The following is a 14,073-nucleotide window of genomic DNA, read 5'->3' on the forward strand; positions in this document are numbered from 1 at the left end:
AAAGCCATTATTGCTGTTATCTGTGAAAAACAGGCAGAGTTTATACGCACAAGACAGGTGATGACAAAGAGATGCCAGACGCTGGAACAGCTTCGCGCTACCGCCTGCGCAGCAGATATCACGCCTGAGCGAGAGGGTCGCTAAGGCCGTAAAAGCAAGGGCCCGACCTGCTGGCGACAAAGGCGCAGCACCTGTTGTCGCAGCCAGCGGTGGGCCGGATCGGCCTCGGCCCGGGGATGCCACATTTGCGATATGGTAATAACATCGGTTTTCACCGGTAATTCAAAGGCAAACAGCGTAGCTGTTGCCGCATCCCGATCGGCTTCCGGATGGTTCAGCAGAAAAGAGGCGGGCACCAGTGCCAGCAGATCGGATGCCTGAGCAACCGCTAAGGTTGCGGGAAAACTGGGGACGATGGCGGCGATATGGCGCGCTAATCCCTGTTCTGCCAGCGCGCGGTCTACCGGCCCAGACGCCTGTTCGTGGCGCGAGGCGACAACATGTCCGTAAGAGATATACTGCCGGACAGTCACCTCCCGTTCCTGTTCCAGGGGATGGCCTTTTCTGGCGATGCCCACAAAGCGATCACGAAATAACGCCTGCAGCCGGATTTCCGGTCCCATCTCTCCCGCTACCCCGATTTCAAAGTCCACCAGTCCTTCACGTAAATAGCGGGAACTTTTTTCTGACTTTGGCGCAAAACGCAGGCGTACCCGGGGGCGCGATCCCGGCCAGAGCAGCGATAAGCACAGCGCCAAACGCCTCCACAAAACCCTCGTTGGCGCGCAGGGTAAAGGTGCGATCCAGGGTGGCGGGATCGAACTGGTCAGGAGAGGGGCGCAGCAGGGCGCGTGCCTCATACAGGGCACTGTGTGTGCGCTCACGTATCTCTTCCGCATAGGGCGTCAGTACCATGTGCCGCCCGGCGCGCACCAGTAAGGGATCGCCCGTCACGGCGCGCAGCCGCCCCAGTGTGCGGCTCATCGCTGAGGCACTTAAGCTGAGACGCCGGGCCGCGCCAGCCACACTGCCTTCGGCAAGCAGCGCATCCAGGGCAACCAGGAGATTAAGATCAGGTTCAGTCATGACCCATCATAACCCCCTTTGCCGGATGATGAGAAGGCGTCTGGTGCAGGTTATCAGTGCAAATGCTGCGCCTTCCGCCTGGTCGTCAGCGTGGTTATAGTCTGCTGGCAGACCTATACAGCCACTGGCGCAGGAGTTTTTTATGGAAATATTTTCGGATCAACCCGGCGACGAGGGATTGCCGGGACATAAACGTGGTTTAGCCATGGCTGCGGTGATGACCACAACGACCATGGTGGTTTTTGACGGCGCGATAGTGAATATTGCGCTGCCGCAGATCGCTCAGGCACTGGCGGTGCCCGCCGCGGCTGCGGTCTGGGTGGCTAACGGCTATCTGTTATCAGCGACTATGACGCTGGCAATTTTCGCCGCGCTGGCCACCCGGCTGGGATTTCGTCGACAGTTTGTTGCCGGGCTTAGCCTGTTTACCCTGGCCTCGCTGGGCTGCGCGTTATCCTCATCGCTGGAAATACTGATTGCTATGCGCCTTCTGCAGGGGATTGGCGGGGCGGCAACGCTTAGTATCGCACCCGCGCTACTTCGCCTGATTTTTCCGGGGCGTCTGCTGGGACGTATTCTGGGGTTAAATGCGTTGCTGATTGCCACCTGTACCGCTGTAGCTCCTCTGTGTGGCGGCACCCTGCTGGCGGTGCTGGACTGGCAATGGCTGTTTGCTATCAATATTCCATTGGGTGTGATTGCGCTTGTGTTGACTCTGCGCGTTATGCCGGGATACCGGCAACCTGCACAGAAGCCTTTTGATATCGCAGGCGCTCTCCTCTCTGCGATAATGTTGGGAGCGCTGATTATGGCGGCAGAGGCCTGTTCGCGAGCGGCAGACCAGAAGGTGGCCGCGCTGGCTTACGCGATAGCGGCCGTCCTTGCTGCAGTGGCCTTTATCAGACGTCAGCGTCAGGCGGCAGATCCGCTTCTGCCACTGGAGATGTTTGCTTCGTCACGCTTTTCTCTCGCTGCGCTGACCTCGCTGGCATCTTTTATCAGTCAGGGCATCACCTTTATTGCGCTGCCTTTTCTGTTTCAGAGCGTTTACGGTTACAGCGTCTTTGTCTCTGCGCTGCTTTTTACCCCCTGGCCTGCAGGCATTGTGCTGGCTGCGCCCTGTGCCGGACGCTTTGCCGACCGCTATCCGCCTGCCGTCATCTCCACTCTCGGGTTGTGTCTGTTCGCCCTCGGACTGGCATTGCTGGCGCAACTCCCCGGGCAGCCACAGGTGTGGGATATCTGTCTGAGAAGTTTGCTGTGCGGCATCGGTTTTGGTTGCTTTCAAAGCCCCAATAACCGGGAGATGCTGGCAAATGTCGCCCGACAACATAGTGGTTACGCCTCAGGAGTGCTGGCGATAGTACGTACCTTTGGGCAGTGTCTGGGGGCGGCACTGGTGGGGATCATTTTGTCTCTCTCTGTGGTGCCACAAAACACCATGGCACAGGTTGTGGCACAACAGGCGGAAGCTGTGCACCTGAGTCTCTGGTTAGCCGTGGCAGCGACGGTGCTGGCTGTGATGTTCAGCAGCAGCCGTATCCGGGCCACAGCACAGTGCCAGACGGAATAATAACAGGCCGGCATTCAGGTGCTGTGACATGCCGCCAGACAGGCTTTTTCGCCGGAGGATCACATCAGGCGGGTAATGATCAGATAGTCATAATTATTTCATTTCTAATAATTGCGCCAATCAAATTTAGCCTTGTATTTATTAATCAACCTGTAACAGATGAATATTATCAACGAGGGCGAATTTTATAAGTTAAATAACAGGCACTGTGTGACGATATAAAATATACGAAGGGTTATCCTTTATTATTTACAGGGAAGTGAATGATGTTTTCCGATTTCGATATTTCATCAGCCCGAAAAAATCAGCAGGCTGCCAGTGAAGAGGCAAGCTGTATTTCTCATATTCATTTTCTGGCGGTCTGGTATGACTGGCTGAAAAAAGCAGATGCAAAAAAAACAGAGCAGCGGGATATTGCGGTTGACAGAATGATGCGATGCCTGGAAGATGAAGCGAAACCGCTTGATTTACGCGATCTTGCTTTAAGTTCATTACCCTCGCTGTTGCCTCCTAACGGAAAGCTTACTATCAGCGAAGCGTTATTGCCGGGGCTGTTTAATCATATGTTAAACAATAATCTGGATGAGCGGCTGTTAACAGACTTTGTTGATAACTTTATCTGCTTTAAAGCTCATTGTGATGGCAAATTATTGCCTTATGGCTATCATCACTGGCAGCTCAGCCGGGAGGGAGTGTCAGCGCCTTTGATTGCTGTGCGCGGCACAGATAATCCAGTCCGCCAGGGCCTGATTAATTATATTAAACTTAATGAGCTGGCGGGGTTATCGGAAATCGAATCAGCACTACATGCGCTTATTAAAGAAACTTTTTTTTCACCTGTTGCCGCTTATCACCATCATGTTCATGATGAGAAAGTCGCATAAATCAGCAACGGGTTCATCACGGCGACTGAAAATAAAAGGACTCTAAGGGCGACGTCGATGCAGGCGTATTGTCTGTGCTATCGCCAACTGACAATAGCCTGCTCCCCTCATATATCGCCATCAACGTGACGAACGTCTATGCCAGTAAACCAGACTGTTGCAGGCGCTGATAGATCAGACTGATCGCCTGCTTAACATGCGGCGTGTCCGCCATCTCCTGACGCAGATAAATGCCAGCGATCGCCCGGCTGTTCTCCTGCGTTAAAGACAAGGGAACAATATGATAACGTTTAAAATAGTCCGCGAGGCACGAGGGGTAAGGCATAATAGCGTTGGTATCATGCATAATGTCCATGGCGGCCAGCAAGCAGTTAGTGGAATAAATAACGCGTTCCGACAGATGGTACTGTTTACGTTCGCGTCTTTTGGGCTGCATATCATCAATAATATGCTGATGACGCACTGCATCGGGACTCATAATGACATAAGGGTAATCACGGATTTTTTCCGGGCTCAGGGGTAAATTGAGTAACGGGTGACCCGCACAGACAAACAAGTTATTTTCGGTACTAAACAGAGGCATAAAAATAATGCCGGGTTTAGGATTAATTCCCTGGATTTCATGACCAACAAAGAAATCAATATCTCCACTTAACAATAAATCCATCAGCCAGAGGTGATTACCCAAATCGGCATGCATGCTGGCTGCGGGATAACGCTGGCGATAGTCAGCAAAGGCTTGTTTTACAAAAAGATGCCACCAGGCATGACCGCTACCGATACGCAGACTCTGCTTCTGGCGCGCCTTAATAAAAGCCATTTTCATCAGGGTATTATCATAAATACGCTGCATCATGCGTCCCTGCTCCAGCAATAATTCGCCGTACTCTGTTAATTTCACGCCGTTTGAGGTGCGCTCAAGTAATTTAACCCCCATGTTTTCTTCCAGTTTTTTCATATTATGAGTCAGTGTCGGCTGGCTCAGACAGAGCTTATTTGCAGCCTGACTCACATTTTTGAAAGTCGCAACTTCGATGAACTGACGCAGAATTTTATCCATGATCACATTTCGTATGAGAAGTATAGATAAACTCTATATCACGGCAGGGAAAAATAATTTCTGTCAAATATCACGATCCTATAACTTCTTTTTTTGCCGGTGCGGGTTATACCAGGCGTTCTGAACGCAGAGTTCGGCATAGCTGAATGTTCTCTCTGCATACTTTTCTGGACGGTAACGGAAGAGAAGAGATGAAAAAACTGATAATGACAGTGATGGCAACGGCACTGAGCTCCGCTTTTTCCCAGGCTTACGCCGATATGTTACGCATGGAGTGTCCGTCGACGCCAGGAGGCAAAGAGTATTGCCAGTATGTAAAACAACGCTTCGAGGCGGCCAGCCCGGGAAACACCTTACAATTCGTCGACTTACCGCCCGCTTCCGATGAAAAGCTGGCGCTGCTGCAGCAACTGTTTGCTGCACGTGATGAAAGCGCTATCGATCTGTTCCAGGCGGATACGGTATGGATTGGTCTGCTGGATAAAAACACCCTCGACCTGACGGATCACGTAGCGGATATCAAAGACGCCTTTTTCCCCGGCGCCTGGCAGAACGACATGGTAAACGGACGGGTAAAAGCCGTGCCTTCTTACCTTGATGCCGGGGCGCTCTACTACCGCAAAGATTTACTGGATAAGTACAACGAGAAACCCCCCACCACCTGGGATGAGCTGACGCGCATCGCTACCCGCATCCAGCAGGCCGAGCGTGAGGCGGGCCACAAGAATTTCTGGGGAATGGTGTTTCAGGGGAAATCCTATGAGGGCCTGACCTGTAACGCGCTGGAGTGGATTGACTCTTATAACGGCGGCACCTTTATCGACAGCAACGGCAAGGTCACGATTAACAACCCCGCAGCAGCGAAGGCGCTGGATATGGCTGCAGGCTGGATCGGAAAAATCGCACCGCCGGGCGTGCTTGGTTACAAAGAAGAGGAGTCACGCGCGGTATTCCAGAACGGGGACGCGCTCTTTATGCGTAACTGGCCTTATGCATACGTCCTGAGTCAGGGCGATGACAGTTCCATCAAGGGCAAGGTTGGCGTGATGTCGCCGCCCAAAGGCGAAGGGGGTAAATCGGTCAGTACCCTTGGCGGCTGGCAGTGGTCAATCAACGCGGCCAGCAAAAATCCTGAGCTGGCGATTTCACTGTTGAAAATGGTGAGCGACAGCGAATCGCAGAAGATGGCACAGAAGCTGCTGGGTTACGCGCCAACGCGCGTGGCGCTCTACGAAGATAAAGAAGTGCTGGAACGCGCCCCCTATCTGGCGGAGTTCAGGCAGATCTTTATTGACGCCGTGCCACGCCCGGCGACGCAGACCAAAAGCCAGTACGCCAGAGTCTCCAATGCGATCTTCAATGCCACTTTTGATGTGCTGCGCGGTCGCACCGATGGCAAGAAAGCGGTTGCCGATTTAGAGCAGCGGCTGAATCGCATTAAAGGCAGAGACTGGCGTTAAGTTGCGGTTACCGCTCCGGGCTGGCCTGTAGGCAGGCTGGCCCGGTTGTCCCGGAGTATTGCTGCGTCGTTAACAGTCTGGAGTCGTGTAATGAAACGGTATACGCAAACCTTAGCGCCGCCCGATGCCGCTGCCGGGCCATCCCACAAGCCTGTGCTGTCTGACAAGCCAACCCGCAGGAAACTGAACTTTCAGCGACGACGCAGCCGCATTGCCTGGTGGCTGGTTGCTCCGGCTTTGCTGCTGCTGATCCTGGTGGCAGGCTGGCCGCTGTTTCGCACGCTGTTTTTCAGCTTTACCGATGCCAGGCTGGACGCCCCCCAGGATTACAGTTTCATTGGCTTCGATAATTATCTTACCCTGGCGGAAGATGGCCGCTATGGTGTGCTGGCCGATCCGCTCTGGTGGCGTGCGGTCATGAATACCCTGTGGTTCACGGTGCTTTCTGTGTCCGCAGAACTGGTGCTGGGGATGTTACTGGCGCTGCTGATGAATCAGAAATTCCGTGGACAGAGTCTGGTGCGGACGGCCGTGCTGGTGCCCTGGGCGATTCCGACTATCGTAACGGCAAAAATGTGGGGCTGGATGTTCCACGATCAGTATGGTGTGGTGAACGATCTGCTCAACAAATTTGGCTTTATTGATGGGCATCCGGCCTGGCTGGCGGAGCCTTCGCTCTCGATGTGGGCGGTGGTGATCACCGATGTCTGGAAAACCACCCCCTTTATGGCGTTGATGTTGCTGGCGGCGCTGCAGCTGATTCCGGGCGATCTCTATGAGGCGGCCAGAGTGGACGGTGCCAGCGCCTGGCACCGCTTCCGCCGCATCACCCTGCCGCTGATTATGCCGGCGATGATTGTCGCGCTGATTTTCCGCGCCATGGATGCCATGCGGGTGTTCGATCTGATCTATGTACTGACGTCCAACAGTGAGGCGACTCAGTCCGTCTCCAGCTACGCGCGCGACCAGATCATGAGCTATCAGGATATGGGCAGCGGGTCTGCCGCTTCGGTGCTGGTATTTATGCTGGTAGCCGGGGTTGCCGCCTGTTTCCTCTGGGTCTCACGCCTGAACGACAGGGAGGAACGATCATGAAAATGAGCAATGCGCAGCGCCAGAGATGGCACAAAATCGTGTTGTATAGCGGCGCGCTGCTGGCCTGCGTCTTTTGTGTTTTTCCCTTCTATTACGCCATGCTGACCTCGCTTCGCTCCGGCCAGGCGCTGTTTCAGGTGCACTACTGGCTGAGCGATTTTCACTGGAGCAACTATGTGACGGCGCTGCTGGATAACGGTATCGCCCGCAGCCTGTTGAACTCGTTTGCGGTCGCGACCCTGACCGTGGGGATCTGTCTGCTGGTCTCGATCACCGCGGCCTTTGCGCTGGCGCGCATCTCCTTTCGCGGGCGTAAATTTCTGCTGTTCACCATCCTGTGCGTTTCAATGTTTCCACAGGTGGCGGTGCTGTCGGGGATGTTTGAGCTGGTGCGCTTTCTGGGCCTCTATGACTCGCTGGGCGCGCTGGTGCTTTCCTACACCACCTTTTCACTGCCCTTTACGGTTTGGGTGCTGACCACCTTTATGCGATCGATGCCGGTAGAGCTGGAGGAAGCGGCGATCGTCGACGGTGCCAGCACCTGGGTGATTATCAGTCGCGTGTTTGCGCCGATCATGGGCCCTGCGCTGGTTACTACCGGCCTGCTGGCATTTATCGGCGCCTGGAACGAGTTCATGTTTGCGCTGACCTTCATTATCAGCAGCGGCAAACGCACCGTACCGGTGGCAATCGGCATGTTTCAGGGCACTTCACAGTATGAGCTTCCCTGGGGAAGCATTATGGCGGCATCGGTGGTGGTTACGCTGCCGATCATTATCCTGGTACTGATTTTCCAGAAACGTATCGTCAGCGGCCTGACCAGTGGCGCGGTGAAAGGCTAAGGCCAGCGCAGGCTGAACACAGCGGAACCCGCATGTGGGTTATCTCTGATAGGTGAACAATGTAAACAGGAAGCGAACAATGGCACAGTTAACGCTGCAAAAATTGCAAAAGCGCTACGGCAAATCCGCCGAGGTGATTAAATCGCTGGATTTACAGGTTAACAGCGGGGAGTTCGTGGTGATCGTCGGGCCTTCCGGCTGCGGTAAATCGACGCTGCTACGGATGATCGCCGGTCTGGAGGAGATCAGCAGCGGCGGCATGTATATCGATGATACCTGTGTCAACGACGATACGCCGGCAGAGCGCGGCATCGGCATGGTCTTTCAATCTTATGCGCTCTATCCCCATATGAGCGTCTATAAAAATATGGCGTTCGCGCTGGAACTGGCGGGCTACTCCGCTGAGGAGATCGATGCGCGGGTACGCGCCAGTGCACGGATTCTGCAGCTGGAGCCGTTGCTGGATCGGCGTCCCAAAGATCTCTCCGGCGGTCAGCGGCAGCGGGTCGCCATTGGCCGCGCCATCGTGCGCGAACCTAAACTGTTTCTGTTTGATGAACCGCTCTCAAACCTTGATGCCTCGTTACGGGTGCAGATGCGCATGGAAATTGCCGCCCTGCATAAACGGCTGGGAGCCACCATTATTTACGTGACGCACGATCAGGTCGAGGCGATGACGCTGGCGGATCGCATCGTGGTGCTGAACAAAGGCAATATTGAGCAGGTAGGCACGCCGCTGGAGCTCTACGACAGTCCGGCCAATGAGTTTGTCGCTCAGTTCATCGGTTCGCCGCGCATGAACCTGATCCCGGCAACGCTCAAACGTAGCGGAAAGCAGCAAAGCGTGGTTCTGCTGGATAACGGCAAAGAGTTGCTGTTGCCGGTAGTGACGCCGCCAGAGGCGGAAGGACAGCGCGTGAAGCTGGGGATCCGTCCTGAGCATATCCAGTTAAGCCATACGCAGGAGTGTGAATACCAGGGTGAAGTGATGTTTGTGGAGCATATGGGCAATGAATCCTGGCTTTACCTGGATAACGGCAACGCCAGCGATCCCTGGGTGGCGCGCAACCCGCAACGCTCACTAACGGTGACTGGCGAAAGCGTGGGCATTCGCTTACCGGTTGAGTGCTGTTATCTCTTCAGCCACGACGGCTACGCATTTCAACGCCTGCCCACTTCCAAACAGACGCATTAACTTTTTTAATTGCGAAGGGAACCCGAAAACATGCAGCCGGTAACAGACAAGAAATGGTGGCATAACGCGGTAGTTTATCAGATCTACCCGCGCAGCTTTATGGACAGTAACGATGACGGCATTGGCGATTTACCCGGCATCATCAGCAAACTCGATTATCTGCAGCAGCTGGGGATTAACGTTATCTGGCTCTCGCCGGTATTTCGCTCGCCCATGGACGATAACGGTTACGATATTTCCGACTATCAGGATATCGCTCCGGAATTCGGCACCCTGGCGGATATGGAACAGCTGATTGCCGAGGCGGCCCGGCGCGATATCCGCATCCTGATGGATCTGGTGGTCAATCACACCTCGGATGAACATCCCTGGTTTATTGAGGCGAGAAAATCGAAGGATAACCCCTGGCGTGATTTCTATATCTGGCGGGGTCCCGCGCCGGACGGCGGGCCGCCAAATGATTATCGTTCGAACTTCGGCGGCAGCGGCTGGGAGTACGATGAAACCACCGGCGAATATTATCTGCATCAGTTTACCCGTCGGCAACCGGACCTGAACTGGGAAAACCCCCGGGTGCAGCAGGAAGTGCACAAAATGATGAACTGGTGGCTGGATAAAGGCATTGGCGGTTTCCGGATGGACGTGATCGATCTGATCGGTAAAGAGGTGGATAAGCAGATCATGGCTGACGGGGCGAATCTCCATCCGCTGTTACAGCAAATGAATCGCGCGACTTTTGGGCATCGCGATGTGCTGACGGTGGGGGAAACGTGGAGCGCGACGCCGGAAAGCGCGCGTCTCTATTCCGATCCGGCGCGTGAAGAACTGTCGATGGTGTTCCAGTTCGAACATATTGTGCAGACCTGGGATGCGCAACGGGGCAAATGGCGCAGCGCACCTTTTGATCTGATGCGCTTTAAATCGGTGATGGATAAATGGCAGGTCGGGCTGGCGAAATGCGGCTGGAACTCACTGTTCTGGAACAATCACGACCTGCCGCGCGCCGTGTCGAAATTTGGCGATGACGAACGTTATCGGGTTGAGTCGGCCAAACTGCTGGGCACTGTGCTGCATGGTCTGAAGGGAACGCCCTATATCTATCAGGGTGAAGAGATTGGCATGACCAATGTGCGCTTCGAAACGCTGGAAGCGTATCGGGATGTGGAGAGTCATAATTTCTACCGTGAGTTTATCGCCAGCGGCGTGCCACACGAGGAGATGATGGCGGGCATCCATGCCAATGGCCGGGATAACGCCCGCACCCCGGTGCAGTGGAACCGGGAAAAACATGCCGGTTTTACCGGCGGCGATCCCTGGATAGGGGTAAACCCCAACTACCAGGAGATTAATGTTGAGGCGGCGCTGCAGGACCCTGACTCGGTTTTCTACCACTACCAGCGACTGGTTCAGCTGCGCAAAAAGTATGACATTCTGGTGTATGGTGATTACCAGCTGCTGCTGGCGGAGCATCCACAAATTTTCGCTTACCAGCGTACGCTGGATGAACAGCGGCTGATGGTGTTTGCCAACTTTTCTGGTGAGCCGGTAGAGCTGGCGCTGCCGCAAACGCTGCGCCATCTGGCGGGAGAGTGCCTGATCGCCAACTACAGTCCGCGCAACGGCTGGCAGGACCGTCTGTCACTACAGCCGTGGGAAGCATTTATGCTGCTGTTGCGCCAGCCTCAGTAAAAATAGCTGTTATGTTCTCGCTCATGCCGTTGCCCGTGTCGGGCAGCGGCTGTTTTGTCTGACAAGGAAAATCTATGCCCACAGAACTTACCCCTGCCCCGCAGAAAATGTGGTGGAAAGAAGCCGTTGCCTATCAGATTTACCCGCGCAGTTTTATGGACAGCAACGATGACGGGATTGGTGATCTGAACGGGATCACCAGCAAACTGGATTATCTGCAGGATTTAGGCATTGATGTCATCTGGATCTGCCCGATGTACCAGTCCCCCAATGACGATAATGGCTATGACATCAGTGATTATCAGGCCATTATGGCGGAATTCGGCACCATGGCCGATTTTGACCGTTTACTGCATGAAGTGCATGCGCGCGGCATGCGTCTGATTATCGATCTGGTCGTTAATCATACCTCCGACGAGCATCCCTGGTTTCTCGAATCACGCTCAGCCAAAGATCATCCCAAACGCGACTGGTATATCTGGCGTGACGGTAAAAATGGCGCTGAGCCGAACAACTGGGAAAGTATCTTTAAAGGCTCGGCCTGGAAAAAAGATGAGCTTACCGGGCAATACTTTCTCCATCTGTTCTCTGCGCGTCAGCCCGACCTCAACTGGGATAATGCAGAAATGCGCCATGCCATCTATGAGATGATGCGCTGGTGGCTGGACAAGGGCATCGACGGATTCCGCATTGATGCCATCTGCCATATGAAAAAAGAGCCTACGCTGGCGGACCTGCCCAATCCTCAGGGGTTGCGTTACGTTCCCTCTTTTCCCAGCCACCTTAATTACGACGGCCTGTTTGATTATGTGGATGAGATCTGCCAGGAAGTCTTCAATCATTACGACATCATGACTGTCGGCGAGGTCAACGGTGCGTCGCCGGAGCAGGCGGAAGAGTGGGTCGGTGAGCAGCGCGGGCGGCTGAATATGATTTTCCAGTTTGAGCATGTCCGGCTGTGGGAAACTACCAGCCCGGATAAACTGGATCTTGGCGCGCTGCGCGAAATTTTTACCCGCTGGCAAAACGCGCTGGAAAACCGTGGCTGGAATGCGCTCTATGTAGAAAATCACGATGTGCCGCGCGTCATCTCCAAATGGGGCGATACCGGACGCTACTGGCGCGAAAGTGCCACTGCCATTGCGGCAATGTATTTCCTGATGCAGGGCACCCCCTTTATTTATCAGGGCCAGGAGATTGGGATGACCAATACCCGTTTTGCCAGCCTGGGTGATTTTAACGATGTCTCAGCGCGCAATTATGCCGCTGAACTGCAACAGCAGGGCATGAGCGACGCGGAAATTATCGCGTTCCTCGGCAGTATCGGGCGCGACAATTCACGCACCCCGATGCAGTGGGATGACAGCCCCTATGCCGGTTTCAGTCATGCCGCGCCCTGGCTCAATGTAAATCCGAACTACACCCGGATCAATGTGGCGCGTCAGCAGCAGGAACCTGATTCGGTACTTAACTTCTATCGTGCGCTGATCCGTCTGCGCAAAAGCGAGCCGGCGCTGGTGTACGGGCGTTATCAGCTGCAGATGGCTACTCATCCGCAAATCTACGCTTATACGCGCACGCTGGATGAGGCGCAGTTACTGATTCTCTGTAACCTGAGCGGGGAGGCAGCGCGCTGTGAGGCGCAGGCGATGCCGGCAGAGACGCTGACACCGCTGTTGTCAAACTACCCTGGGGTGCAGGAGCACCTCGTCTTACAACCTTATGAGGCGCGGGTCTACCGACTGGAGCGTTAAAAATAACTTGCCGGGCCGTTTCCACGGCCCGGCTGTGTGTTGGTCAATCAGCGATTGACCAGTCTGGCGGGCAGGGCAATGACCAGTAAACAGCTCAGTAACAGGCACACCGCAAAGAACCAGAGGGCGCCACTGCTGCTGCCGGTGAGATCCAGCGCAATCCCCATTACCGAGTTACTTACCAGACCGGCGATATTGGCTACCGAACAGGCGAGGGCAAATCCGGCGGCTGCGGCGGTGCCTTTCAGGAAGGTGCCCGGCAGGCTGAAAAAGACCGGCACGGCACCGATAATCATCGCCTGCGCCACCGAGAATAACGCCACAGTGACCACCACATTGTGGGAAAAGAAGGTGCTGAGGCCCATCGCGATAGCGCCGATAATAAAAGGCACAATAATATGCCAGCGGCGTTCACGCAGACGATCAGAGCTGCTGCCAATGGCGATCATGCCAATCAGCGCCGCGATGCTGGGAATGGCGGTGAGATAACCGATGGTGCTGATATCGCTCACCCCTGCATTTTTAATAAAGGTGGGCATCCAGAATCCCATGGCATAAGCGCTCAGCAGGATTGAGAAGTCGATACCTCCCAGCATGATGACTTTGATGTTGAGTAAGCCGTCGCGCAGGCTGTGTTTCGCCCCGGTGGCATCACCTTCATCTTTTTTCAGCTCCTGCAGGACACTCTCTTTCTCCTCCTGGCTCAGCCAGCTGGCTTTTTCCACGCTGTCAGGCAGCAGCCAGAAGGTCATCACGCCCAGCAATACGCTTGGCAGGCCCTCCAGTAAAAACAGCCATTGCCAGTTACGCATGCCGTACACATCCTGAAAATGGCCCATGATCCAGCCCGACAGCGGTCCGCCAATCATGCTGGAGAGCGGCAGGCCAATCATAAACAGGGCGATGATGCGGCTACGACGCCATGAGGGGAACCATTTTGTCAGATAGAACAGCACGCCAGGCAGGAATCCCGCTTCGGCAGCGCCCAGTAAGAAGCGAATGATGTAAAACTGGGTCGGGGTTTGTACCAGCAAGGTGGCGGTGGAAAGCAGGCCCCAGGAGATCATAATGCGTGCGATCCAGATTCTCGCCCCGACGCGTTGCAGCACCAGGTTGCTGGGCACTTCAAACAGGATATAGCCGACAAAAAATAAGCCCGCGCCGAGACCAAATGCGGTTTCGCTCAGTTGCAAATCGTTCGCCATTTGCAGCTTGGCCAGACCGATATTAATACGATCAAGATACGCTGCCAGATAACAGAGGCACAGAAAAGGAATCAGTTTCCAGGTGATCTTACGATAAATTGATGCAGTATCCTCAGCTGTCAGTACTGCAGGACGAGTCGAAGCAACAGTCATAATTCTCTCCGGGCGCGATGTACCCTAAGGGCGTATGGTGTAGCGTTTCTGGCCGGGCCGAAACGTGATAGTTATGC

At 54.5% G+C, this 14,073-nt stretch carries 10 protein-coding genes and 1 pseudogene; 8 read left to right on the forward strand and 3 right to left on the reverse strand.

Annotated features, from left to right (window positions below; translation table 11 throughout):
• Positions 1-140: 140 nt before the first annotated feature.
• Positions 141-1,086, reverse strand: a pseudogene (locus E0E17_RS18575) (LysR family transcriptional regulator).
• A gap of 142 nt (positions 1,087-1,228) precedes the next feature.
• Here E0E17_RS18575 and E0E17_RS18580 point away from each other — a divergent pair.
• Both E0E17_RS18580 and E0E17_RS18585 read left to right on the forward strand, forming a co-directional pair.
• Positions 1,229-2,659 (forward strand): MFS transporter, encoded by a 1,431-nt coding sequence (locus E0E17_RS18580; protein WP_130835656.1) that lies wholly within the window; start codon positions 1,229-1,231, stop codon positions 2,657-2,659.
• A gap of 263 nt (positions 2,660-2,922) precedes the next feature.
• Positions 2,923-3,543, forward strand: coding sequence for a hypothetical protein (locus tag E0E17_RS18585; protein WP_130835657.1), 621 nt, complete (start codon positions 2,923-2,925; stop codon positions 3,541-3,543).
• Between the two features lie 136 nt (positions 3,544-3,679).
• Here the strand turns inward: E0E17_RS18585 and E0E17_RS18590 are convergent, their stop codons facing one another.
• On the reverse strand, positions 3,680-4,603 hold the full coding sequence (locus E0E17_RS18590) for a LysR family transcriptional regulator (protein ID WP_237680842.1): 924 nt from the start codon (positions 4,601-4,603) through the stop codon (positions 3,680-3,682).
• 191 nt (positions 4,604-4,794) lie between these two features.
• Between E0E17_RS18590 and E0E17_RS18595 the strand changes: the two genes are divergently transcribed.
• The 6 genes from E0E17_RS18595 to E0E17_RS18620 all read left to right on the forward strand — a co-directional run bounded on the left by E0E17_RS18595 (position 4,795) and on the right by E0E17_RS18620 (position 12,638).
• Complete coding sequence (locus E0E17_RS18595; protein ID WP_130835659.1) at positions 4,795-6,063, forward strand: ABC transporter substrate-binding protein; 1,269 nt, start codon at positions 4,795-4,797, stop codon at positions 6,061-6,063.
• 90 nt (positions 6,064-6,153) lie between these two features.
• Positions 6,154-7,158: a carbohydrate ABC transporter permease gene (locus E0E17_RS18600; protein WP_130835660.1), complete on the forward strand. Its 1,005-nt coding sequence runs from the start codon at positions 6,154-6,156 to the stop codon at positions 7,156-7,158.
• 2 nt (positions 7,159-7,160) lie between these two features.
• Positions 7,161-8,000, forward strand: coding sequence for a carbohydrate ABC transporter permease (locus tag E0E17_RS18605; RefSeq protein ID WP_439654643.1), 840 nt, complete (start codon positions 7,161-7,163; stop codon positions 7,998-8,000).
• Positions 8,001-8,079: 79 nt separating this feature from the next.
• Positions 8,080-9,195: an ABC transporter ATP-binding protein gene (locus tag E0E17_RS18610; RefSeq protein WP_130835662.1), complete on the forward strand. Its 1,116-nt coding sequence runs from the start codon at positions 8,080-8,082 to the stop codon at positions 9,193-9,195.
• A 30-nt stretch (positions 9,196-9,225) separates the two neighbouring features.
• Complete coding sequence (locus E0E17_RS18615) at positions 9,226-10,884, forward strand: glycoside hydrolase family 13 protein (protein WP_130835663.1); 1,659 nt, start codon at positions 9,226-9,228, stop codon at positions 10,882-10,884.
• A 74-nt stretch (positions 10,885-10,958) separates the two neighbouring features.
• Positions 10,959-12,638 carry a glycoside hydrolase family 13 protein gene (locus E0E17_RS18620; RefSeq protein ID WP_130835664.1) on the forward strand — a complete coding sequence of 560 codons (1,680 nt, stop codon included), beginning with the start codon at positions 10,959-10,961 and terminating at the stop codon, positions 12,636-12,638.
• Positions 12,639-12,685: 47 nt separating this feature from the next.
• Here the strand turns inward: E0E17_RS18620 and E0E17_RS18625 are convergent, their stop codons facing one another.
• Entirely contained in the window at positions 12,686-13,996 is a 1,311-nt protein-coding gene (locus tag E0E17_RS18625) for an MFS transporter (RefSeq protein ID WP_130835665.1), read from the reverse strand.
• Positions 13,997-14,073: the final 77 nt, after the last annotated feature.

It is taken from the genome of [Erwinia] mediterraneensis (assembly GCF_900604315.1).
In the GTDB taxonomy this organism is placed as follows: Bacteria; Pseudomonadota; Gammaproteobacteria; order Enterobacterales; family Enterobacteriaceae; genus Pantoea; species Pantoea mediterraneensis_A.